Raw genomic sequence first — 24,214 nt, forward strand, 5'->3', positions numbered from 1 at the left:
GGCTTACGCCTCCAACCAGTTTTTGATCCACTGTAAGACGCCTTGTTCTTGGTTTGTACCTGTCGTGGCGTTGGCTACGGCTGTCACGGCTGGTTGAGCATTCGCCATGGCAACGCCACAGCCGACTTCCCGGAGCATTTCTAGGTCATTGCCCCCATCGCCAAATGCAGCCATGTCTGTGAGGTCGATTCCGAGAACCTGTCCGAGTTGCGCTAAGCCAGCCGCCTTATTCATGCCGGGTTGGATAATGTCGATGTCGCCGTGACCACTGCTGGTTGGTTCGGCGATACCCGTCAGTAACTCGCGTAGTTGCGTCACAATCGCTGTGGTGCGTTCTGGTGGACATGTGATGGCGAACTTCATAATGTCATCATCAAGCTGGTCGTAACTTTCAACGACGGCTAAGTGATGATAATAATGTCGCATTTGTGCCACGTGCTCAGGATCAGTGGTCGTTAGGGTGTAGGCACTTTTGGCACCGCAAACCAGTAGCTTTAAATCCGGGATGGTTTGAATCTTATTCAGAATCGTCTGGATTGTGTCTGGCTGAAAGGCGTTAAGTGCGTAAACGTGGTCGGCATCGCGGATATAAGCCCCATTTTCAGCAAGGTAGATCATCTCAGGATAGTCCTTGAAGAAGGACTTGAGTTGGAAATATTGATTGCCGCTTGCAATCACGAACCGTACGCCCCGTAGTTGTAATTGTTGATAAAGCAGTGCAAATTGAGCTTCGTCGTAAGTCATGTCGTCACGCAAAAAGCTGCCATCCATATCAGTTGCCATTAATTTAATCATGGTTAAAATCTCCCGTCGTTTAATTGATAGCCGTAGCTTACCACGAAATTCAGACCACGAAGGGACATTTTTAGAGGCAACTAGTATCAATTCGGTGATACCGGGCATAGGCTTGACGATAGTCGGTAGGCGTCATACCCTTCCAAGATTTAAAATTCCGATTGAACGTCTTACTATTCGGAAAGCCGCATTGCATGGCAATATATTCAATCTTATGGTCGGTCTCTAACAGGAGGCGACGGGCGTTCATCAATCGGATCAGTCGTAAGTATCGGTTAACGGATAGTTGGACGTTTGCATTGAATTGCTGATTCAAAGTGGTCAACGAAACGTGAAATTGCTCGGCAAGGGTATTACCATCGATGGGCTCAGCGTAATGTTGATTGATGGCAGTCATGATCGTATCCGTTAACGTCAAGTTAGGGCTGACCGTTGTTGCAGTCAGAGGAACGGTAAACGTTTGACCCAGAGTGACAAGTAACTGGTAAAAGTGGCTGAGAATTTGTAATCTCAGCAGATCGGTCGTGGGGGTCGTCAACAGGTCGTGAATCGTGACTAATTGTTGGCGGACATCGGCGTAGGCTTGTGGGTGAGTTTTCGATGAGGCCGCGCCGTTCAATGTCAATTGCCAGTTCGCACTTGCCGGAATTTGAGTTTGTAAGAAATCGTCGTCAATGATGATGCCGAACTCTACCCAGTCAACTTCGGTGGGCCCACTAGCGCTGTGAACCACGCGTCGATTAGTAGTCCAAAGGTCACCAGGCCGATATTCATTCGTCTGTCCATCGGTGACGAATTTTAAGGTCGTACCGCTGACGAGATAATTTAACTCAATCCCTTGGTGCCAGTGTGGGGCAACGTTGATATCAGTCAATGGATCATGTTCGTAATATTTAAAGGGGAGGCGGGGAATTGTCTGGACCGTCTCGTGTAAGATTTTCATCACTAAACCTCGCTTCAAGATTTTGTAAAATCGCACCGCTTCCTTTCAAAAATCAACCTTGATGGCTGACGCGCTATGCTATATTAGAATTATAGTTCGCGATGAGCGGTGGCATGACTTAATTGTAACCGTATTCGCAGTTGAAAGGAACGAAAACCCATGACAATTAAATTAATTGCGATTGATATTGATGACACGCTTCTGGATTCAAAGGGGCAATTATTACCAAGTACGATTGCGGCAGTTAAGGAAGCCCACGACCAAGGGATTAAGGTGGTCTTGTGTACCGGCCGGCCACTTGCTGGGGCGCAACATTATTTAGATGCGTTAGGCCTTGCTGGTGATGACCAGTACGTGATTACGTATAACGGTGCTGTAATCGAGAGCATTGCTGGCCGGATCGTCGCCAAACATTTAGTGGATAATGCGCACTATCGGCAATTAACCGCGTTTGGAAAACAACATCACGTGCCCTTTAACGTGCTCGATGCGGACAGTACGATCTATACAGCTGACCGCGATGTTAACTGGGTCACAGTTGTACAGGCGTGGGAAAACAAAGCTGGGCTGTTGATTCGAGACCCTGACGATTTACCAGCTGATTTTCAAATTGCTAAGGGGGTCTTTGTAGGTGAAGGCCCGCAACTCGATGCCGTAGAAGCGCAAGTTAAGACGACTTTTGGTCGGGACCTGTACGTGGTACGTGCGGCAACTAACTTCTTGGAACTGATGCATACTGGTGTCAACAAGGGGCAGGCAGTTCAGGATTTAGCGGCAGCTCTGGAAATACAACCGGACGAAGTGATGGCACTGGGAGACGAACAGAATGATCTGCCAATGTTTGCTTTCGCCGGAACAGCTGTCGCGATGGGCAATGGCAGTGATATTGCTAAGGCACACGCTGATCACGTGACGGCTACTAATGATGCGAACGGGGTCGCAGCTGCGATTCGGCAGTGGGCATTATCGGATTAACTCGGATGATTATTTTTAGCGAAACAGTTGACAAGACTACGCAATGAGTTTATGATTGCAAATATTAAAAATAAATGAGACTAAACGTGATGATCAGGAGAGTAAAGTCAGGGTAATCTTAAGCGAGCCGCTGGATGGTGTGAAGCGGTGGTGAGCCTGGCTGGAAAGTAGCCTGAGAACTGCTAATGCGACGAGCTGGAGTGTTAGCTGGGTGCCCCCATTAACGGGCCAACGTATCGTCAGTTAACATTACTGTTTGGGGAAACCCGTCATCGGTGTTGGTAATTGGCCGTACGCGCAAAGGTGACGAGCTGCGGTTCGTGACGAATTAAGGTGGTACCACGCGTTAGCGTCCTTACAAAATCAATTGATGATTTTGTAAGGACGCTTTTTTAGTCCCATGGCAGTTGAGAGGATGGAGACAATGCGCTTAACAAGTAGTGATGGTGGTTTGTATCGAGTGCTCTTACTAGTGATTGTTCAAACTGGTTGATGAGAACGACGCTTAACGGAGGAGAGACGACTATGCAAATAACGCGAAAATTAACAATCAAACATTACATCATTATTGGATCAATGCTCTTTGGGATGTTTTTTGGGGCTGGCAACTTGATTTTCCCAATTCACTTAGGGCAGCTGGCGGGGGCCAATTGGTTGACAGCTGGTTGGGGATTCTTGCTGACAGGGACACTATTGCCACTGTTAGGAATTATCGCCATCAGTGTGACGCACAGTAGTGGGATTTATGAGCTAGCGCGGCCAATTGGCAAACGCTACGCGACGATTTTTATGGTACTGACTTGTGCGACTTTGGGCCCCTTGTTCGCGACGCCGCGGACAGCCACTACGCCGTTTCAAATTGGTATTGCTAGTCATGTGAGTTCGGCACAGGCACCGTGGTATTTATTAGCTTACTCATTGATTTTCTTCAGTATCACTTACTGGGCAGCTCGTAGGCCCACCCGGATCGTCGATACGATCGGTAAATTGTTAAACCCAGCTTTTCTGATTTTGCTCGCCTTAATTTTTGGGATTGCCTTCAGCCGGCCGCTAGGGACCACGAATGCGACACCGACCGCGGCCTACCAACACGGCGCGTTCTTGAACGGCTTTTTGCAAGGGTATAATACGATGGATGCGTTAGCCGCCTTGTTGTTCGGAATTGCAGTTGTCACCACGATTCGGGGCCTTGGTCAACGGGATGCCGGAGCGATTGCTAAGACGGCCGCCAAGTCTAGTTTGTTGAGTATTAGTTTAGAAGCAGTCATTTATCTTGGTCTGATCTGGATTGGTGCGACGTCGTTATCGCAATTTAAGTTGTCTGCGGATGGTGGCATTGCCTTTGGTCAGATTGCCAATGCTTTTATGGGCACGCCGGGTGCGATTGTTTTAGCAATTATGGCGACCTTGACGTGTCTGACAACGGCAGTGGGTTTGGCGACATCGTTTGCGGAAGCCTTGCACGCTAAATTTCCTAAAATCAGTTATCGCGCTTGGAACCGCTTGGCCTGTGGGGCCTCATTTCTAATCGCTAATATTGGGTTGGATCAAATTATTGCATGGTCGACGCCGATGCTGATGTTCCTGTATCCGTTGGCGATTACACTGATTATCTTAGCGATTGCCTCACCGCTATTTCATCGTGATCCGCTCGTTTATCGATGGACGACGGCGTTAACTTTGATTCCAGCGTTCATTGATGGTCTAGGTGCTGCACCAGCCCTGATTACTCGGTTAGGATGGGTTCAAACGATTCTTGCATGGGATCAACGGTACTTACCATTAGCTAAACTAGGATTTGATTGGGCACTTCCCGCCATTATTGGTCTACTGATCGGCTTGGGCTGGCACTATGCGCGCCGGTTCCAGAACGCACATGCTTACAAGATGAGCCAGGACTAAAGGTGTATGATAGATGGTAAGACTTTTGATGGATGGGTGAGCACATGGATTTTTTGGGAATACTTTGTTTGTTGATTTTGGCGACAACCCTCGCTGGGCACTTTGCTCACCGTGCGGGGATTCCTGCCGTGATTGGTGAGATTCTGGTCGGGGTGATATTAGGGCCGGCACTACTTAACTGGGTCCATTTAACGACTTTAGTTCAAACGTTCTCAGATATTGGGGTCGTGGTACTGATGTTCATTGGTGGACTGGAAAGCAACTTAGCACTTTTACGTAAGTATTTACGCCCTGCCATTATCGTGGCTATTATTGGAGTGATTTTTCCAGCCGTCATTATGGGGCTTGCGAGTCGCTTCTTTCAGTTTAGCTGGTTTGAATCACTGTTTATCGGTGTCATCTTTTCAGCCACGTCGGTTTCGATTTCCGTGGAGGTACTAAAGAAATTTAAAGTGTTGGATACTAAGGAAGGAGCCACGATTCTAGGGGCAGCGGTCGCTGACGACATTATCGGGGTGATTCTGTTGAGTATCATGATTGCAATGATGGGTGGTCAGAGTGGCGTTGCCCAGACTAATCTCGGTATCGTGCTCTTGGAACAGGTTGGCTTCTTCATAGGGGTCTTCATCGTGATTAAGTGGGTTGCCCCGTATCTGATGCGCTTGAGTGATCATCTGTTGATGGCTGCCAGTCCAACTATTATGGCGATTATTATTTGTTTAGCGTTGGCATGGTTGGCAGAACTAGTGGGCTTGAGTGGTGCTATAGGTGCTTTCTTCGCCGGAGTCGCAATTGCACAAACTGATTACCAACACGTGGTGGACGTTAGTATTGAACCAGTGGGCTACACGACGTTTATTCCATTATTCTTCGTCAGTGTGGGTTTAAATATGACGTTCAAAGGGGTCTGGCAATCGCTACCGTTCATCGTGGTCATGACGGTGCTCGGTGTGTTAACTAAGTTGTGGGGTTGTGGACTGGGCGCGAAGTTAAATGGGTTCAGTCACCATAGTAATTACTTAGTCGGTGCCGGTATGATCTCGCGTGGTGAAATGGCATTGATAACGGCACAAATTGGGTTTTCAGCGCACTTACTATCAAACGATTACTATTCGGATATTATTTTGGTCATCATTGTGGTGACGATGATTGCCCCGTTCGTCTTAAAGAATGCCATTCATCGTGCCGGTCAGGTGACTGCAACACATAGCATCATAGAAGAACATTAACCACATAGATTGGGCGGAAGTTAAGGACCGCTTGGACGCCGTAGTATGGGACTACGGCGTTTTTTTAGTCTGATAGATTTGAACGAGGCGTGAGGGTGTTGTATTAGCATGTTGACTTATTGTCGTGGTGGTTGTCGACTAAACGGCTATTTTCGTGGTATCGGTAAATTATTGTACGATAATAGCTAAAAATATGACGTTTGAAAAAATATCGTTCGATAGGTCGGGTAGGTATTATATTAAGAGCATAGAAAGCAATCAATATTGAATTGATAAGCAACAAAAGTAAACTGATTTTATCGTTAAATATTTTTAAAGAATCCGAATTTTTAAATCAAATTGATGAAATATAAATATAGGAAAAGGTGATTAAAATGAAAAATATTAATAATTTTCAGGCATTGCAAAAAAATGAGCTTTCTAAAGTTAAAGGTGGTAGTAATAATAAGTTTTGGACTTGGGCTGGTTACACATATGAGAATTGGCGTATTTCATCAAGGCGAGCGTTTAATCTACGTCAGCGCAAAAACACTATGACTCATCATTAGAAAGAAGTGGTAAAAATGAGAAAAAGCATCAGTAATTTTAAAGCATTAAATGAAAAAGAACTTGGCGCTGTTAACGGTGGGATTTGCGAGGAATTAATTATTCGCGGCAATTTCTTCAGTTATGCGCTGGCGGAACGTTTTGATCAGCCACGCTACCAACTAGTTACCGTTATTGTTAACGGCGTGTTGTTTGGTCTACTGCGTGGCGGTTTTAGTTGGGGGCAGTTGTCATACTATACGGTTATGGGTCTCGTACTCGCGGCAACCTACATATTATCTGGCCGGGATATTCGAGTCAACAGTGTCGTGCACGTCACAGCTAATCTGAGCCTCATGCTAATGGCATGAGGCCAAATGGACTTGGCAAGTAACTTGAGTGGATTGATTTAAAAGCCCGTTAGTGAGCATTCTAGTTACGGTTGTTTGGATGGAGTGGATGAAATGTTACAGAAGAATTTACGGTTTATTGGTAATTTACTAATTGTGAGTGTGTTGAGTGTCATTATTGTCAATATCAGTTCCTTACCCGTGTATATTTATTTGATTACGGCCAATTGGTTTACGCTGTTAGTTAGCTTCAGTTTATATGCCGTGATTATCGTTTTCTTGTACAACATCTATAAGACGACCGCGGAATTACGGCAATTTGATTTTCGACCGTGGCGAACGCGGCTAAATAAACGGGCCTTGCTACTCATGGTGATCGGCGCAGTCATTATCGTGGCGCTTGCTTTTGGCTATGCTAAGCTGACGGCGGTATGGCACATAACTGAATCGGGTAATGAACGTGCATTGGATTTACTGTTGCGGAAAAATCCGGTAGCGATGACACTCGATGCCGTCATTTTTGGACCAATCGCTGAGGAGCTGAGTTTCAGGGCTTTTTCTTTAGTTACGTCTTGTCAGACCAATATCTTGACCGGGAGTACCAAGCGGCTACCATTGTTATCAATGGGCTTCTTTTCGGTTATCTGCATAGCGGAAATAGCTTGGTGCCATTAGCATATTACACGCTGTTCGGCATAGTGCTGGGGACCACCTACCTATTATCTAAGCATGATATTCGTGTGAATAGTGTGACACATATGTTAGCAAATCTAGGGATACTCTGGTTGGTTCCTAGCTAAAATAGGGGTCGTACTAGCCGGGTACTCAGATGAATTGGATATTTGGGTGTGGTCAGCTAATAATAGGAGCAAGAGTCGGATGGATTAAGATATACACGTGATACGGGTATAATCAATTGTAAAATAATATAAGTGAGAAAACGATAATTGATTAAGAATTTTGCAGATAAGGAAACTCACAAGGTTTACCAACAAAAATTCTCTAAACAATTGCCACCAACCATTCAGCGATTAGCATTGCGAAAACTACTAAATGATTGATCATGCGGAAACAATTAATGATTTGAGCCTACCGCCTACCAATCACTTGGAAAAATTAAGTCATGCTCGCCAAGGGCAATATAGCATCAGGATTAATAATCAGTATCGGATATGTTTTGCAATTCGAAATGGTAATGAGTTTTATGATGTTGAAATAGTCGATTATCATCATGGTTAGGAGACCAAAAAATGAATGAAATCCCAACACCTAAAATTAGTGAAATTCTTGAAGAAGAGTTTATGGCTCCCTTGCATATCTCTGCATATTTTTTGGCTCAACAGATTGGGGTACCCACGTCACGGATTCAAGACTTACTACATGATCGTCGACAGGTGACGGTTGATACATCGCTGCGGCTAGGACGATTCTTTGGAGTGTCGGATCGTTATTTCTTGGAACTTCAAAATGATATTGAAATTCGTAATTTGAAACAGATACATGGTGCTGAATATGCACAGATAAAAAAGTATCAAGTCAGTTAAATAAGGACGTAGACCGTAGTTGCTTGGTAGCGTACTACGGTTTTTGCAAATATAACCTAAACTGATAAGCAGCAGATTTTAAATTTTAAGGTTATCAACAGGTGGATAAAGCGGTGGCGCTTATATTATCCACCTGTTGATAACCGTTGAGTTGGTTAATTGCACTTTCACTACCGGGTTAACTGGTCGTGAGAAAAATGGTCAAGCATTAGTTTCGTGATAACGAAAAACGACTAGAAGTAGCTAGCGTAATGACACCGCTACTTCTAGTCGTTTTTTAATTACAGTTATACTCGTACCTGATGTTCAATCGTAAATAATGTCGGGTCCAATTGGGCAATTAGTGGGGAGACATCACCGATGCTGAGCAATGTCAAGTGGTGCATTGATCGTGACGAAATCGTATATAAGATGCCAACTGAATCCGCATCGGGATAATTGGTAGCGGAGACATCGTATGCGACCACCGCGTCAAATTCTAACCCCTTTGCAAGGTAGATTGGCATAACAATCACGCCTTGTGGCATGGTACGGTCGCTATCGGCCATCAACGTTGTTACTGTATAGCGCTTCAGGTATTGGTAGACCTGCTTGCTTTCTGCTAAATCTTTAGTTAGTACGGCAACGGTGTTAGTTGCCTTGAGCTGATGTTCAACTTCGCTACACAGACTGCTGAGAGCGGCGTCTTCGCCATAGCGAATCATGACCTTAGGTAAATCGCCTTTACGTGTGAACGCTTGAATCTGGTCGCCGTCGGGTAATAGCGCTTTAGCAAAGTTCGTAATCTGTTCGGTCGAACGGTAGCTCTTATTCAACGTAATCAAGTTCGCCCGTCGGACATTGAAAGCATCCTTGAGGCGTTCCAGTAATTGCTGTGGTAACTCAATCCCCTTGAATAATGCTTGTTCACTGTCACCTAACAGTGTGAACTTAGCTAGTGGGAACGCGTGCTTGATATATAACAGTTGTGCTAGCGAATAGTCTTGCATCTCATCGACAAAGATATATTGCATCCGTCGGTTCTGACCACTGCCAGTTAGGACATCGCGTAATAACAATAGTGGCGCGCAGTCAACCAGAGCAATCCGATGGTAATCAATAGCGGCCTGGTAAGCGGCAATTCGTTGTTGCCATTGGTCAGGCGTCACGGTGGTGGGCCGATCAACTTGCGCTAAGAAATCGTTATATTGTTCATAGGTGTCTAAGAAGTAACCATTATAGATCGCATCGTAGACTTGCCGCAGTCGTTTGGTCACGATTTGCTTACCAATATAGAAGACTTCATCGTCGAGTGATTGAAAATCACCACGGCGCTTGGAACCTAATAAGTCGTGGTAAGCTTCGTCGCTCAATTGGTCAATGATATCATTGACCCAGTCAGCTTGGGCTTCATCGTCAATGCGATGCTTTAAGCGTTTAATTAAAGTGTTCTTGATTGCTAGGAAACGGTCAGCTGGTTGCATCGCTGCTGGTAAGGCCGCCGCAATCTTTGTAATGACCTCTTTAGCGAAGAAGATTTCGCCATTAAAGACGATGTTGGTGAAGCGTAATTGGTCGGCTGGTAGCTGATGGCAATATTGATCGACTTGGCGCATAAAGTCGGCGCTTTCTTGAAAATCGCGAATTGCCGGTGTCAGTTGTTCACGCTGGCGGTCACTTTCGTAGCGCTCAAAGAGGCTTTCAACGGTTAGACCTTGAAAACGTGCACTGAGAAATTCGGCAAGCGTGACTTGACGCATATTGCGCTCCCCTAAACTAGGTAAGACTTCGGAGATGTAGTGACTGAATAAGCGGTTGGGCGAGAATAATACCATTTGGTCCGCTTCTAGGGAAGCCCGTGAGTGGTAGAGCAGAAAAGCGATCCGTTGTAAAATGGCGGACGTCTTTCCAGAGCCGGCGACCCCTTGGACAACTAGTAAGTCACTAGTGGTGTCACGAATAATATCGTTCTGTTCTTTTTGAATGGTTGCTACAATATTTTGCATGTAGGCATCATTTTGTTCTCCAAGGACGGCCTGCAAGATTTCGTCACCGACCGTTTCATTCGTGTCGAACATATTCTTAATCTGACCATGATTGATCTGGAATTGGCGTTTCTTGATCAGCTCGGTCGTCTGTTGTCCGGCCGGCGTTTGGTACTGGACCTGGCCCAGAGTACCATTGTAGTAGACTGAGGAAATCGGAGCGCGCCAGTCGTAAACTAAGAAATTCTGTTCAGCGTCGACAAATGAGGCGGTGCCAATGTATAAACGTTCGGCTTCCTCGTCGGGACTATCTTGAATATCAATGCGCCCAAAATAGGGTGAGTTACTGAGATCTTTCAAGACACCGACTTGCCGTTTCAAGATGGCTTCGGATTCCACGGCGCGTTCAACCATTTGCTTTTGTTGTTGCAGTTCCGCGTTCGTTTCAATCCGGTCATCGACTTCAAACGTGTTGACGGAATTATTATCACCATAGTTTTTCTGAATGACATCGGTTTCGTGATGAGCCTTTGCCAGCAAGTCGTCGGTCTGTTGTGCCCGTTCTTTAACTTGCTCGATGACTCGATCAACCCGTTGTTGTTCGCGTTGTTGCTCTTGATCTGATGTTGCCACGTAGAGGGCCTCCCGTCTGATAATCGTCTAAATCGCTTGAACAATTTTAGGCGGGTTTAGGGATGATGTCAATCAAAGCGCCTGCAAATTCACTGATTTATCAGTAATTGTTGTGAAATGTGATTATGAGTGGCACTAAGGCGTGCTGGCCAACGGTGGGCAAGTTCGGCAGCCTTACGATGGCAAGGCTGAAACTTGCAACCTATGACTATTTATTCTAATATGATTTTAATCATTCTAATAAAGTGGGTGGAACGAATGCGTGTCGCACTAGCACAACTTAATATTCAGTTTGGAGATCCGGATGCCAACTACGAGCAGATTGAAGTGGCCATTCAACGGGCAGCTGAACAAACTGTTGACGTGATCGTCTTACCGGAGATGTGGAATACCGGTTATGCGTTAACTCGCCTGAATGTCTTGGCGGATGATGATGGGCAGCGAACGTTACAATTACTCAGCAAGTTAGCTCGGCAGTTTCGCGTCAACATTGTCGGTGGCTCAGTCGCGGTCGCTCGCGATGGGCATTACTATAATGAAATGTTAGTCGTCGATCGTCAGGGACAGTTACTGAGTCGTTACGATAAAGTCCACCGGTTTGGGTTAATGGCGGAAGACCGTTATATTACCGCTGGTGAGACCGAGAACGTTTTTGAACTCGACGGAACTGTTGCGATGGGGGCGATTTGTTATGACATTCGTTTCCCAGAATGGCTTCGTAAACAAGCAGCCCGTGGCCCCCAAGTGATTTTTGTCAGTGCTGAGTGGCCGACAGTGCGGCAGATGCAATGGCGGCTATTACTGCAAGCACGTGCGATTGAAAATCAAGGATTCGTGGTTGCGGTTAACCGCGTTGGCAGTGATCCTGATAATCAATTTGGTGGTCAGTCACTAGTTATTGACCCGCTCGGCCAAATTGTGGCTATCGGTGGTGCCCATGCCCAGTTGATTACGGCCGAGCTTGATTTAACACAAGTTGACCAGGTTCGTGGTCAGATTCCAGTGTTTGAAGACCGGCGCCCGGAATTATACTGAAGCGTAAATTGGGGACTGGGGCTGGGAGCACTTAACTGAATTTTAATGGTGTTGAAGGAACGCCCGCTTGAATTTCGATGGGCTTAAACGTCGAAATGACGGTCGTTATGTTGAAATGGTAGCGGCTAGCTAGCGCGAATGATGCCCAGAATTTATTTTGACACGGTCAGGTATAACCAGTACACTAGAACTAATTAATCGTTGAAGAAAAGAACAGTAAGGCGTCCAATAACAGAGACCTAGCGCGTGCTGAAAGCTGGGGCGGACTAATGAATTGGCTTTTTGGAGATTCGGTGAACACCGGGGACCCACCCTTATCGGTCAATGAGTGGCAGAGACAAGCTTTCTGCAATTTAGGTGGTACCACGGTGATGCGTCCTAATTAACTAGTATTAGTTGATCAGGCGCTTTTTTAGTGCCAATAGAAAGGATGAATACAATGACAAAAAAAGTGATTTTAACGGGTGATCGCCCCACTGGTAAGCTGCATATCGGGCACTATGTCGGTTCATTACGTAACCGGGTCGCATTACAAGATTCTGGGGACTATGACTCATACATTATGATTGCGGATAACCAGGCGTTGACGGATAATGCGCATGATCCCGAAAAGATTCGTAAAAGTTTATTACAAGTTGCGATGGACTACTTGGCAGTGGGAATCGATCCCCAAAAGTCAACGATCTTAGTCCAGTCTCAAATTCCAGCATTAACTGACATGATGAATCAATACTTGAACTTAGTGACGGTAGCGCGCTTGAATCGTAACCCAACCGTGAAGACGGAAATCAAGCAAAAAGCTTTTGGTGAAAGTGTTCCTGCCGGTTTCTTTGTTTATCCAGTCAGTCAGGCCGCTGATATTACGGCTTTCAAGGCGACGACCGTTCCCGTTGGTGACGATCAAGAACCAATGCTCGAACAGACCCGTGAAATCGTACGGAGCTTCAATAAGACTTACCAAACTGACACGTTGGTCGAACCTGAAGGCTACTTCCCACCAAAGGGCTTGGGCCGAATCCCTGGACTTGACGGCAATGCCAAAATGAGTAAATCACTAGGAAATGCGATTTACCTTTCTGACGATGCCGATACTTTGAAGAAGAAAGTCATGTCCATGTATACCGATCCTGATCATATTCATATTGAAGATCCGGGTAGGGTCGAAGGTAACGTGGTCTTCACGTACCTTGATATTTTCGATGAAGACAAGGCTAAGGTCGCAGACTTGAAGGCCGCCTACCAACATGGTGGCTTGGGTGACGTTAAGATTAAACGCTACTTGATGGACGTGTTGGACGGTGTATTGCGGCCAATCCGCGAACGGCGTGCAATTTACGAAGCTGATCCAGCTCAAGTCTTACAAATTTTGAAGGATGGTACAGCGAAAGCGAACGTGGTCGCTGACCAAACGTGGCGTGAGATGCAAGACGCCATTGGAATTAATTATTTTAAATAAATTATGGTAGAAAATAGTGCAACTGATCGTCGGATGTGTGAAGACGGTGAGTTGCACTTTTTTGTAGGCCCTTAATATATGTGGCTTTCCGGTAAATTAATAACGATGGCCCAACGCATCACGGTTGCTAATTAAAAGGAAAAGACAGACTAAATTGAAAATTAGGCTGATTTCGTTTGCTTTCTTACATGAATGATTGTAAAAAAGTGCTTGTTAAAATAAGCTTTTGGCAAGAAAAGGGGTGGTAAGGAATTCGAAAGCGCTTGCTGTGGCTGGCTTTAGTCATAATATAAATTTATTGGTATAAAATTACGAAAAATAAAACGTTTTCATATATTCTGTGATAATATAATTTGTGGGCACAAGTTTTACAAGCACCTACTAATTTATCGAAAGGAGGTTTAGTCATGTATCAGGCAATTGCGCAGGCAATCATTAAATCGATAATGGCGGATGAATATCCGACTAAGTTACCAACCGAGAAAGTGTTAATGGCGCAGTACAACGCCAGTCGCAATACGATTCGTAAAGCGCTTGATGTGGTCTTCCGGCATGGGTTGTTGCGTCGCGTGCAGGGGAGCGGCAATTTTATTATCAAACAACCGCAGAACACGAAGAAAGTGCTCAACTTATCGATTGGATTTGACCAGTCCGCCATGGTTGAGGGTGGACCATTAGTATCAAAAGTTGTCACGTTTGATAAAGTGACAGCGGATGAAACTTTAGCACAACAGGGGAACATTGCGCTTGGTGACGAGGTTTATCGGGTGGTGCGATTACGTTATTTGAATGACGTCTTGTATGACCTGGAAGAGTCTTATTTTCCGCGAACGGTCGTCCCGTTCTTATCGAGTGAGAGCGTGCAGCATTCAATCTTCGCCTTCTTGCGAGAAGCATATGGTATTACGGGGAGCACCACGGAAAACTACGTCCATCAAGTGCGGGTGGACGCGCAACGGGCGGAGTTGATCGGTTGCCCAGATGGTGACAAAACGTTGTGCTTGGAAGCAATCAATTACTTGGCTAATGGGACGGTCTTCAACTTCTCCAGGACGTTCTTCGTCTATCCAGATTTAGAACTCTACTACCATACCGAAAATATTGATTTACAAAACTAGTACGGGGGTGACGCAACGGTTGTGTTGGGTCACTAACTAGCGAAAACCTACATTAGGAGTGAGGGGTATATTATGAATTCATTTATCGAATGGCTTAACAAACACTTAGTGCCAGTTGCGGCCAAGATTGGTGCAGTTCGGTGGTTGATCGCATTACGTGACGCGTTTATAGCAATTATGCCGGCAATGATGGCCGGGTCGATCGCCACGGTTCTGAACGCTTTAGTTCGAGATATTCCAACGAAGTTCGGTTGGATGGGCATTGTTAATTCGATGCAGTGGTTGATTGGAATTAATGCGATGGTTTGGACGGGGACGTTAGCCATCTTAGGTCTGATTTTCTCATTTACATTCGGGTATCAATTGGCAATCCAGTACAAAGTTGAACCAGTTACTGGTGGGATCGTGACACTTGGAACTTTCATCATGAGTTTGCCACAAAACTTTACCGGCACGTTGACGAGTACGTTGAGCAAGGGCGCTACTAAGATTTTGACGGACTCTGGCATGGCGGTTGCTGGCAAAAAGGTGACGGCTTGGGGTTACTTCAACTTCAACACGTACTTTGGTTCGTATGGTTTCTTTACGGTCATGATTTTAGGGGCCATTGCGAGTGCCGTTTACATTGCTTTGATGAAGAAACACATTACAATCAAGATGCCAGATTCTGTGCCACCGGCAGTTGCAAACGCCTTCACTGGGGTTATCCCAGCCGCCGCTGCATTTTATGTCGTTGGGATTATTAACTGGATCTTCAGTAAATTCAACACCACGGTGATTGAATGGATCGCGAAGATTATTCAAGAACCACTATTGAATATGAGTCAAGGGTACGGCGCCGTCCTCTTAATGACGCTGTTAGTTCAAGTTTTCTGGTTCTTCGGGATTCATGGTTCCAATGTCCTGGCACCAATCTTGGACGGAATCTGGTTGACGGCTCAGCTTGCTAATGTTAACGCTTACCAAGCTGGCAAAGCCTTGCCATACGTTTGGACGCGGAACTGTTTTGACTTATATGCATGGATTGGTGGGGCCGGCTCGACCTTACTATTATTAGTAGCGATTTTAGTATTTAGTAAACGAGACGACCAACGTTCAGTGGCTAAGTTGGCGATTGGCCCCGGATTCTTTAATATTAACGAACCCGTGATGTTCGGGATGCCAATTGTACTTGACCCAATCTACTTTATTCCGTTCGTTTTAGCACCAGTTGTGACTGTTTCGATCGCCTACGCTGCTTTATCAGCTGGGTGGGTCGCACCGATTACGAACAATATCGTTTGGTCAATGCCACCGATTATGAACGCCTTAGTTGCCACAATGGACTGGCGGTCAGTGGTCTTACAATTATTTAATGCCGCCGTTGCCTTTGCGATTTACGTGCCATTCGTTAAGGCTGCCAACAAGATTAAACCAGCAGCGATTGGAGAATAGATTGTCATGAAAAGCTTAAAGCAGTGTTTACTCATCGGGATGAACCTTGGATTATTAGCCGTTATCTTAAGTCCCCTGGCCGGAACGACCGGTCAATGGGTGACGCTCGGATTAGGTTTAGCGGTCAGCGCAGCACTTTTCGTCGTTTATCGGCGAGTGGGTCAGATAGAAAGGAGCCACCAGAATGCAGATTAAATTAACTTTGAACGCCCCTGTGGATTATTTATACCAACAGTTGATCGATTCCGCGCGGGCTGATATTCAGCAGCAAACGGGTCGGCCGGCGCCACGGCAGAGCTTGCAAGGTTATGAGTATGCCAAACAGTGGTCCAACGGTCTGACCGGTAATTTGAAGATTACCCACGCGCAACCCGGTGTTCGATATGCGTATGAATTAGAAACGCTCCGCGATCATTACGGCGTCGATTATCAATTCGCACCGGACACCGATGGTCACCAAACTGTCTTAGAATATGCCGAAACCTTTTTAGGCAAGGATAATAAGACGAATGCCAATAATAAGCTCGGCGTGCTATTCTTAGGATGGTTCCGTAAACGCCGCTTTAAGAAGATGATGAATCAGATGGCTGCTAGTTATAATCAATAAGTAGGTTGCTGAACTGAAAAAAGGATTTCGTTATTTCGAAATCCTTTTTTGTGTCCAGGCAAGATATGGAAGCTAATCAGTTGCAACGAGCGTGACTTCGTGTATACTCAAGATACACGGGAGGGATGCGTAATGAAAGCACGGTTGGTTGGTAATTCAACGACATTGACAATTCCTAAAAAGTTCAATGTTGCGAATGGCACAGAGTTTGAAGCAGAGCAGCTAGATGATGGTTCGATTTTATTCAAATTGAAACATCGCAATCCGTTCGAGGGTGATTGGTTTAATGACCAACTAGAGCAGTCTGACATAACCCTGGACATGGAGGACGTCGATAGTGAATGGGACTAATCAGTATATTCCACGTAAGGGTGACATCGTTTTAATCAATTTTAATCCGAGTGCTGGGCGCGAAATCCAAAAGTATCGCCCAGCATTAGTTGTTAGTAATCAAAAGTATGCGCGATTAACAAAGCTAGCGCTAGTTTGTCCCATTACCCATGCTGCCAATAACCGGATGACGGCTTTGGGGTTGTTGATCAAAATCAAAACACCGAAAGTCGACGGCTATATCAATCCACTCCAATTTCACACGTTTGATTACGTCCGTCGGGATATGCGTCAGGTTGGCGCTGTCGATAAGCAAATATTAGATCAGACACTACAAGTTATTAATGATGTTGTTAATGCTAATGAAGTATAGCATGTTGCTTAAAATAGCGCTTAGTCACAGTGTTAACCAATAGTGTGACTAGGCGTGATGTTCGCGACGCCAACCAATCGTGACAAAGTTCGCGTTTATCTGTTGGTTAAGCGATGCTTGGGAGCGGACGAACGGCCAGCAAACGTCATTCCTGCAAAGCAGGCATATCAATGCTAAAATTAAAAGCATTCAATCCAAAAGTTAAACTAGTGATAAGGGAGTATGAGAACGTGACAGCAACACCATTCTGGTCGCAAATTGCGGCCCAAGCCAAGGCAGACGGGCGACCATTTTTTACGATGGCCCCGATGGAAGCCGTTAGTAATACTGTTTTTCGGCAAGTCATTAGCCATGCCGCTGCTCCAGATACGTTTTTTAGTGAATTCGTCTATGCTAAGAGTATTACGAACCCGAATACGAAGTTTCCGGTGCATGGTCGTTTGTACGTGGCGGCAGCTGAGTCGCAAAAACCGGTCGTTCAACTGTGGGGTAACGAAGCGGCTGACTTTGCTTCGGCTACAGCTGAACTTCGTGACCGGGGCTTTGAAGCAGTTGATATCAATATGGGCTGCCCGGATGGGACGGTCATCAAAAATCATGGTGGCAGCGATTTGATTCGCAATCCGCAGTGGGCTGAAGACGTGATTGCGGCTGCAAAGACGTCGGGACTGGCCGTTAGTGCGAAGACGCGCTTAGGTTACAGTAAAGTTGCTGAATATCATGACTGGATTGCAACGTTGTTATCGCAACATGTGGCAGTCTTGACCGTTCACTTGCGGACCAAACAGGAAATGAGTAAGGTACCCGCACACTTTGAAGTTATCGATGACTTGATTAAAATGCGTGATGCGATGGCCCCGGAAACGTTACTCCAGATTAATGGTGACGTGGCTGATTATCAGGCCGGGGTGGCGTTAGCCAAAGCACATCCTGGATTAGATGGTATCATGATTGGTCGGGGAGTGTTCGCGAATCCGTTTGCGTTTGAGTCCCAGCCCCAATCGCATGATTTGCATGAACTATTGGGTTTACTGAACATGCAGCTCGACTTGTTCGATGACTTTGCCACCCGTTATGACGTGCCACGTTTTCCGTCCTTAAAACGGTTCTTTAAAATCTATGCGCGCCCAGAACTAGGCGCTACTGACCTGCGTAACACGATGATGGATGCCAAGTCAACGGATGATGTACGCAAAATTTTAGCGGCTTATCAAGCCAAAATGCGGGTGGCCAATCACAGTTAGTGTCAGCAGCAGACAGGTTGATTAAGGCAGTAATACGTTAATAAACTTCAATACTTATTATATAGAAACATCTCGATATCGGCAGTGAGTGCTAATGTTGGGATGTTTTTGTATCTAAAGGGGTATGACAATTGTATTCAAATTTAGGCCCTTGTTAGGAGTTGGTCCAACAGCTGTTCAATTCGACGTTTTTTTAGAAAAAAACTTAGTCACTTTTAAGTGGAACAGGCGTCAATTGACGTAAATAATGACTGATGGCAATGACTAGCGGAGTAATTACGGACGATTGCCGTGTCTATCTGATTAATGAGGAGGTGCTCAATAACAAGTTTCGGTCACGTGATAGTGTTAATTTTTGCCTGTAGCTCAGCTAATTTGGATGATTGTAACATCATTTAAAACGATTGTAACATTACTGCGTTACAATCGAAGAAAACATGTTACAATCATTTGGATGGAGGGGGCGAAGAATGTGATAAAGCTTGTTAACCAACTAGAACATATTAGTCAAAGTACGGGTATCCCGGTAACTATTGGCGAATCGGTTTCAACGTCGACATTGTCGTTGAGTCGTTCGGATCAAAATAATACGGTGGTTGTGCAGGGGACAATCCTTGATAAGCCGGTCCTTTTTATGTCTTATGGTGGTCTGCGCGATTTGCGGCCACTAGGGCTCTATGCACGAGTTAGTCAGGTAAATCGGGACCCATTGGTGTTTATTTTTCCTCAGCTTTCCGCCAATGAGCGTCACGAATATTTGAAAAACAGAATGCCATTTATGACATCAGATGGTGAGATGTTTTTGCCGTTTATGGGGACACGGTTATTACCTGAAGCCGTGAATGACTCACCTGGAATAGCGGGCAATCCTTTAGCCTCCGCGGCACAACGACTAGCATTAACCATCGTATTAGCACAGTTGATTTTTGAACGTCATCCAGAGAAGGCCAAAGTATGTCCCGAGTTAGCAGCCTTCAGAACGACTGATGACCGTTTCTTGATCAAAAGCGGACAATGCTTTGCATCAACGATTGGCAAGCAAGTTAGCATCAATAATCGAGTTACCTTTAGTCGAGCGGTTAAACCGTTAGTTGCACATGGTTGGCTGAAGTCAATCGGCGAGACTAAGGAGCGCGTCTATACTTGCGAGTTAGATAGCCGCCGTTTTTTTGATCAGATAGCGCCATTCTTAGTGTCGCCAGTTCAATCTGTTGACTTGGTGCAGTTGGCGAAAGCATCAGTTGAATCAGCTAGTAAGAATTTTCTTTATTCCGGCCTTACTGGTTTATCTAAAGTGACGATGATCAGTGATAATCGGAAGCAACAGACAGTTATTATGGACCGTTCTCGACGGCAAACCTTGAGGACAACGGTTGACGCAGATACCGATGAGCGGAAAGTCGCTTGTGAGGTGCAAGTTTCAAAGTATCAGCTCAGCGGTTTTAACACATTGTTTAGACTAATTGCCAATTATCCTAAGAATGTGTTGGATCCCTTTCATTTATACGTACTATTTAGAAATGATATGGACGAGCGGACTCAAGGCGAAGCCGAAGAATTGGTTGATCAAATTTGGAACGGAGCATAAGGTGATGCTATTTCACAAGTTCTTTGACTTTTTCGAAGGCTATGAAGATTGTTACGTTATTATTGGTGGCAATGCTGCCGCAATTTGGTTAGCGCAAGATCATCAGGATTTTAGAGCGACCCAGGATTACGATATGGTCGTCATATTTGAAAATAGTCAACTGGGCTTTTCACAAAAGTTTGATGACTTTATCGAGAAATATGGCTACTTGTGTGCTGAGATAGGGGGTGATGTGAATAAGAAGAAAGTGTATTACCGGTTTGCGTTAGATCCTGCACTTGCGGTCACGGGCGTCCCCCAACAGATTGAATTGTTTTCAAAGATACCATTGCGCTATGAACTTAGATTACCGACAGAGACAATGCCGTTACATTTTGCAACGGGCCCTAGTTTGTCGGCGATTGTATTAAATGATGATTACTATAGCTTGTTGAAGCAATGCCAGCAAAAGATTGGCCATGTTTCTATCTTGAGCGTACCCGGATTGATCTACTTTAAAGCCAAAGCTCATCTTGATATTCGACAACGGTTAGCAAATGGTGATAAATTACGTCATCGTGCTAATAAGAACAAACATTATAAGGATGTCTGCCGGTTGTGTGATTTGATTATTGAGAATCAAACGTTCGACTCAAAGGTCGTACCAAGGACTTGTCAGAATGATTTAAAAAGTTTTATTCAGCTGGTTGAAGCAGAGCCCGAGCAAATATTCAAAAAACGATTTAAATCAGATCCCGATTTTGACTTAAACCGGGACGAAGTTGTTCGAGTTCTCCGATCGTTACTGCCAACTAGCTAGTCTAATGAACCCAAAATGAACGGCCCTAGTCAAAACACTAGCGTCGTTCATTTTGGGCTTTTTGATATTTTTTGGTGTGCAATCCGGCCCTAGAAGTCACAGTGTTACATCATAAATGTTAGAATAAACCTAACTAATATTTTATAAACGAAAAGTGAGCGTGGTGTTATGAGAAACTTAGCGATTGTGGATTTAGGGTCCAATTCGGCGCGGATGGCGGTCAGTCGGTTGCATGCTAACGGCACTGCTCAAGAAATCAAGCGTGTTAAGGAAGATACGCGTTTGTCGGAAGGAATGGGAACGGCACACGTACTCCAGCCAGCCGCAATTGAGCGAACAATCAAGGCGTTACTCAATTTTCGCCGACTTTATGAAAAAATGCCCAATACGGATGTTATTGGCATCACCACAGCCGCAGTTCGGATGGCACAAAATCAGACTGAATTTCTCAATCAAGTCAAGCAAGAAGTGGGGCTCGATTTACGCGTTTTATCTGGTGACGATGAGGCCTATTACGATTATCTTGGGGTTGCCAATTCATTGGTCATCCATGATTGCCTAATCTTAGACACGGGTGGCGCAAGTTGTGAACTGATCTTGGTCAAAAATGGCCGCAAACAGCAACTGATCAGCATTCCATTTGGCGCGGTGACATTATCGGAACAATTCGGTCTCGACGACTTAGTGCCGTCTGCGAGTCTATTTCGGGCGCAGATGTTCCTACGTAACCGACTGGCAGATATTTGGTGGTTATCAGAGGCAGTGCACTTTCCAATCATTCTATTGGGTGGTGCCAACCGAACCTTAGCCCGCATTAATCGGCGCCGGCAACAAAAGTTAAAAGTTGAAGACATTCACGGGTATCGTCTGAAGACAGAGACGGTGTTCCATACGTTTTTGGACTTACTGTCACGGTCGAAAAAAGGTCGCCAGGAAATCTCAGGAATGGAATATGATCGTGCGGACATTATTGTTGGTGGAATGTTACCGCTAGTGACGTTATTACAAATGTTGGATAGTGATCGGGTGATCTTTTCTGAAAGTGGTGTTCGTGAGGGAATTATTTCAGAACACCTCAATCAATAGGTCGGTTCGGTAGATGAGTCGAATGGAGAGAATAGGAATGAGAATATGACAGCTGATTTTCGGCACTTTTATCAAAAAAATTGGGCGGAACGCACTGCCATCGTAGCGCAACAGGCCCATTTAACGCCAGCTGAACAGGCGTTATTTAAACAATATTATTTACCACAACATCATGAAATTATTGAGAATTATTTGACGGATTACCCATTACCGATGGGGTTGGCTGTCAACTTAGTCGTCGATGGCGTGGATCACATTGTTCCAATGGTTACTGAGGAACCTTCTGTTATTGCGGCAGCAAGTAATGGCGCTAAAATTGTCAAGCGTGCAGGGGGCTTCACGACCGTCCTTAATCAACGTGAAATGATTGGTCAAATCGTTCTGGAGCAGTTGTCTGATCCGGCTGCAACCGCTGCCGTGATTGAAGCCCACGCTGCAGCATTATTAAAAGTAGCTGATGCGGCCCATCCCAGTTTAAAAAAACGAGGTGGTGGCGCTCGGCGCCTACGTACGCGTATTCTCGGACAAGGCTATTTATCAATTGACCTATTCGTTGATGTGCAGGCTGCTATGGGGGCCAATATGCTCAATAGTATGTTGGAAGCCGTGGCAAAGGCCATCGGTGTGATGACGAAGCAGGACGCTTTAATGAGTATTCTATCGAATTATGCAACGGCGAGCTTAGTCAAGGCCGTTTGTGACATTCCAGTCGGATTATTACAGGCTGGGCGGTATGCCGGCAAACTAGTTGCCCAGAAGATTGCGTCGGCCAGCACGGTCGCTCAGCTTGATCCGTACCGGGCCACGACTCATAATAAAGGTATCATGAACGGTATTGATGCTGTCGCTATTGCTAGTGGCAACGACTGGCGCGCCTTGGAGAGCGGGGCACACGCCTATGCTGTTAAGGATGGTCAATATCGTGGCATGAGTACCTGGACCAGTGATGGTCAGATGCTGCACGGTGAACTGGAATTGCCACTACCGGTTGGCATTGTGGGCGGTTCAATCAAGATTAACGAGTTAGCCCAGTTGAATCAACGAATATTAGGTATTCAAACGGCGGGTGATTTGGAAAGAATTATGGTTGCCATCGGGTTAGCCCAAAATCTGGCCGCTTTACGCGCCTTGGTCACGACTGGTATCCAGCAGGGCCATATGCACCTCCAGTTGAAATCGCTCGCGATGGCAGCGGGGGCGACTCCTGAGGAACTCCCCGTTATCTTACAACGACTTGAATTAGCATCTCAACAAGACCTCGCAACCACGCAACAACTCATTGCGGAATTGCGGCAAACAAAGGAAGAGACCGATGACTGAAATTAAATTGAACCAAACTGTTACAGATTTATTAAGTACCGCCAATTCATTATATCCGGGCAATATTAGTGTTCGTTTTGGTGACACAAAAGCGGGTTACGTCCGCCATGATCAAGCACAACAAGTGTTAGATGATGGTGACCTGACCGTTCAGGTTAGCGATATTACGGCTCCTAATTACACAGCGTCACATGAATTATTACATCTATTATTGTTATTACAAGGCTTTCCACAGATTACCTTTAATTTGACCACGCGTGATCAACAACTGGACGAACAATTGATGGCAATCGCTATGGAACTTTATGACATGGTGAGCCACGTCTTGGTCGTACGCAAACAACGGGAACATGACTTAATCGATGAGCAGATCGAAACGCTATACATGCAAGGTGTGGCGGCCACAATCGAACCGGAACCTGCGGGCAAGGCGGATGCGATGATGACGTTACGGTTATTAACATTGACTGACCTACTCGTTTTCTTTAATGGTGAATTACCAGCTGATGATTTGCAAAAGGTGACAACAGCCTATCCACAAGCTTGGCCGGCTGCACAGAAGCTATACGCCGTAATCAGTCAGAAGCCAGTTGACACCCCGTTTGCGATGCGGCGTGCCGTCGTAAAGCTGTTCAAGGCTTTTGATGATCAGATGACGGCTTGGCATTTACCAGTCCTACACGGAACGGAATTTGTGACCGTTCAGAGTGTGCTCAGTGAACGGCAAGAGCGGCTGGAAGTCCGGCAGTTATTTGACGTTTACCATTCAGATCTATTAGATAAAAATAAACATACCCGAGCGTACATTGGGTTATATAAGAGTGACCGTCAGAATGCGTTTGTCTTACCAGCACCGGCGCAAAAGAAGAGCGATGCCTTTTTCAAAGAGGTGTACGATAAGACGGTCAAAGAATTATTCCAAGAAATGAATCTACCCTATACGTTACGGTAAGCTAAGCAGGGA

Annotated in this window: 25 protein-coding genes, 1 pseudogene and 1 other annotated feature; of the genes and pseudogenes, 23 read left to right on the forward strand and 3 right to left on the reverse strand. The window is 45.5% G+C overall.

Annotation, left to right across the window (positions count from 1 at the left end; all coding sequences use genetic code 11):
• Nucleotides 1-3: 3 nt before the first annotated feature.
• Nucleotides 4-795 carry a Cof-type HAD-IIB family hydrolase gene (locus tag V7R88_RS01620; protein ID WP_114648397.1) on the reverse strand — a complete coding sequence of 264 codons (792 nt, stop codon included), beginning with the start codon at nt 793-795 and terminating at the stop codon, nt 4-6.
• Nucleotides 796-865: 70 nt separating this feature from the next.
• On the reverse strand, nt 866-1,738 hold the full coding sequence (locus V7R88_RS01625; RefSeq protein WP_114648398.1) for a helix-turn-helix domain-containing protein: 873 nt from the start codon (nt 1,736-1,738) through the stop codon (nt 866-868).
• Nucleotides 1,739-1,897: 159 nt separating this feature from the next.
• Here V7R88_RS01625 and V7R88_RS01630 point away from each other — a divergent pair, with 159 nt between their 5' ends.
• From V7R88_RS01630 to V7R88_RS01670, 9 genes and pseudogenes are all read left to right on the forward strand, one after another.
• Nucleotides 1,898-2,713 carry a Cof-type HAD-IIB family hydrolase gene (locus tag V7R88_RS01630; RefSeq protein ID WP_003641966.1) on the forward strand — a complete coding sequence of 272 codons (816 nt, stop codon included), beginning with the start codon at nt 1,898-1,900 and terminating at the stop codon, nt 2,711-2,713.
• 80 nt (nt 2,714-2,793) lie between these two features.
• Nucleotides 2,794-3,073: a binding site (T-box leader), on the forward strand.
• Nucleotides 3,074-3,238: 165 nt separating this feature from the next.
• On the forward strand, nt 3,239-4,615 hold the full coding sequence (gene brnQ, locus V7R88_RS01635) for a branched-chain amino acid transport system II carrier protein (RefSeq protein ID WP_060677623.1): 1,377 nt from the start codon (nt 3,239-3,241) through the stop codon (nt 4,613-4,615).
• Between the two features lie 44 nt (nt 4,616-4,659).
• Nucleotides 4,660-5,844, forward strand: a complete 1,185-nt coding sequence (locus V7R88_RS01640; protein ID WP_152707383.1) for a cation:proton antiporter — start codon at nt 4,660-4,662, stop codon at nt 5,842-5,844.
• A 374-nt stretch (nt 5,845-6,218) separates the two neighbouring features.
• Nucleotides 6,219-6,392, forward strand: a complete 174-nt coding sequence (locus V7R88_RS01645; protein ID WP_087841949.1) for a ComC/BlpC family leader-containing pheromone/bacteriocin — start codon at nt 6,219-6,221, stop codon at nt 6,390-6,392.
• 15 nt (nt 6,393-6,407) lie between these two features.
• Nucleotides 6,408-6,740 carry a CPBP family intramembrane glutamic endopeptidase gene (locus V7R88_RS01650; RefSeq protein WP_338816326.1) on the forward strand — a complete coding sequence of 111 codons (333 nt, stop codon included), beginning with the start codon at nt 6,408-6,410 and terminating at the stop codon, nt 6,738-6,740.
• A gap of 93 nt (nt 6,741-6,833) precedes the next feature.
• Nucleotides 6,834-7,394 (forward strand): hypothetical protein, encoded by a 561-nt coding sequence (locus V7R88_RS01655; RefSeq protein ID WP_225829565.1) that lies wholly within the window; start codon nt 6,834-6,836, stop codon nt 7,392-7,394.
• Entirely contained in the window at nt 7,292-7,519 is a 228-nt protein-coding gene (locus V7R88_RS01660) for a CPBP family intramembrane glutamic endopeptidase (RefSeq protein WP_225829446.1), read from the forward strand. The genes V7R88_RS01655 and V7R88_RS01660 overlap by 103 nt, the downstream gene beginning before the upstream one ends.
• 147 nt (nt 7,520-7,666) lie before the next feature.
• A pseudogene (locus tag V7R88_RS14360) lies at nt 7,667-7,958 on the forward strand (type II toxin-antitoxin system RelE/ParE family toxin).
• An 11-nt stretch (nt 7,959-7,969) separates the two neighbouring features.
• Nucleotides 7,970-8,263, forward strand: coding sequence for a HigA family addiction module antitoxin (locus V7R88_RS01670; RefSeq protein WP_003646479.1), 294 nt, complete (start codon nt 7,970-7,972; stop codon nt 8,261-8,263).
• A gap of 287 nt (nt 8,264-8,550) precedes the next feature.
• On the opposite strand, the gene helD is transcribed toward V7R88_RS01670, so the two are convergent.
• The gene (gene helD, locus V7R88_RS01675; RefSeq protein ID WP_338816330.1) at nt 8,551-10,860 is read right to left on the reverse strand and encodes an RNA polymerase recycling motor HelD; all 2,310 of its coding nucleotides are present in this window, start codon (nt 10,858-10,860) and stop codon (nt 8,551-8,553) included.
• 258 nt (nt 10,861-11,118) lie between these two features.
• On the opposite strand from helD, the gene V7R88_RS01680 reads away from it, so the two are divergent.
• The 14 genes from V7R88_RS01680 (at nt 11,119) to V7R88_RS01745 (ending at nt 24,202) form a co-directional block, all read left to right on the forward strand.
• Entirely contained in the window at nt 11,119-11,895 is a 777-nt protein-coding gene (locus V7R88_RS01680; RefSeq protein ID WP_114648402.1) for a carbon-nitrogen family hydrolase, read from the forward strand.
• Nucleotides 11,896-12,334: 439 nt separating this feature from the next.
• A complete protein-coding gene (gene trpS / locus V7R88_RS01685) occupies nt 12,335-13,351 on the forward strand; it encodes a tryptophan--tRNA ligase (protein WP_114648403.1) in 1,017 nt (338 codons plus the stop codon).
• A 407-nt stretch (nt 13,352-13,758) separates the two neighbouring features.
• Nucleotides 13,759-14,469 carry a GntR family transcriptional regulator gene (locus tag V7R88_RS01690; protein WP_114648404.1) on the forward strand — a complete coding sequence of 237 codons (711 nt, stop codon included), beginning with the start codon at nt 13,759-13,761 and terminating at the stop codon, nt 14,467-14,469.
• 72 nt (nt 14,470-14,541) lie between these two features.
• Nucleotides 14,542-15,903, forward strand: a complete 1,362-nt coding sequence (locus V7R88_RS01695; protein ID WP_003641998.1) for a PTS sugar transporter subunit IIC — start codon at nt 14,542-14,544, stop codon at nt 15,901-15,903.
• Nucleotides 15,904-15,909: 6 nt separating this feature from the next.
• A complete protein-coding gene (locus V7R88_RS01700) occupies nt 15,910-16,098 on the forward strand; it encodes a hypothetical protein (RefSeq protein WP_003641999.1) in 189 nt (62 codons plus the stop codon).
• On the forward strand, nt 16,088-16,510 hold the full coding sequence (locus V7R88_RS01705) for a DUF3284 domain-containing protein (RefSeq protein ID WP_053566443.1): 423 nt from the start codon (nt 16,088-16,090) through the stop codon (nt 16,508-16,510). Before V7R88_RS01700 ends, V7R88_RS01705 begins: the two co-directional genes overlap by 11 nt.
• Nucleotides 16,511-16,642: 132 nt before the next feature.
• Nucleotides 16,643-16,861, forward strand: coding sequence for a type II toxin-antitoxin system PemI/MazE family antitoxin (gene mazE, locus V7R88_RS01710; protein WP_033611254.1), 219 nt, complete (start codon nt 16,643-16,645; stop codon nt 16,859-16,861).
• Nucleotides 16,848-17,213, forward strand: coding sequence for a type II toxin-antitoxin system PemK/MazF family toxin (locus V7R88_RS01715; RefSeq protein WP_063731247.1), 366 nt, complete (start codon nt 16,848-16,850; stop codon nt 17,211-17,213). The genes mazE and V7R88_RS01715 overlap by 14 nt, the downstream gene beginning before the upstream one ends.
• A gap of 230 nt (nt 17,214-17,443) precedes the next feature.
• On the forward strand, nt 17,444-18,457 hold the full coding sequence (locus V7R88_RS01720; protein ID WP_114648405.1) for a tRNA dihydrouridine synthase: 1,014 nt from the start codon (nt 17,444-17,446) through the stop codon (nt 18,455-18,457).
• Between the two features lie 472 nt (nt 18,458-18,929).
• Nucleotides 18,930-20,045 carry a hypothetical protein gene (locus tag V7R88_RS01725; protein ID WP_225829445.1) on the forward strand — a complete coding sequence of 372 codons (1,116 nt, stop codon included), beginning with the start codon at nt 18,930-18,932 and terminating at the stop codon, nt 20,043-20,045.
• A gap of 4 nt (nt 20,046-20,049) precedes the next feature.
• Nucleotides 20,050-20,844 (forward strand): hypothetical protein, encoded by a 795-nt coding sequence (locus V7R88_RS01730; protein WP_003643820.1) that lies wholly within the window; start codon nt 20,050-20,052, stop codon nt 20,842-20,844.
• Nucleotides 20,845-21,012: 168 nt separating this feature from the next.
• Nucleotides 21,013-21,930, forward strand: a complete 918-nt coding sequence (locus V7R88_RS01735; RefSeq protein WP_011101010.1) for a Ppx/GppA family phosphatase — start codon at nt 21,013-21,015, stop codon at nt 21,928-21,930.
• A 45-nt stretch (nt 21,931-21,975) separates the two neighbouring features.
• Complete coding sequence (locus V7R88_RS01740) at nt 21,976-23,250, forward strand: hydroxymethylglutaryl-CoA reductase, degradative (protein ID WP_114648406.1); 1,275 nt, start codon at nt 21,976-21,978, stop codon at nt 23,248-23,250.
• On the forward strand, nt 23,243-24,202 hold the full coding sequence (locus V7R88_RS01745) for a hypothetical protein (protein WP_054397547.1): 960 nt from the start codon (nt 23,243-23,245) through the stop codon (nt 24,200-24,202). The genes V7R88_RS01740 and V7R88_RS01745 overlap by 8 nt, the downstream gene beginning before the upstream one ends.
• Nucleotides 24,203-24,214: the final 12 nt, after the last annotated feature.

Origin of the sequence: Lactiplantibacillus argentoratensis (genome assembly GCF_037290055.1) — a bacterium.
GTDB lineage: Bacteria > Bacillota > Bacilli > Lactobacillales > Lactobacillaceae > Lactiplantibacillus > Lactiplantibacillus plantarum.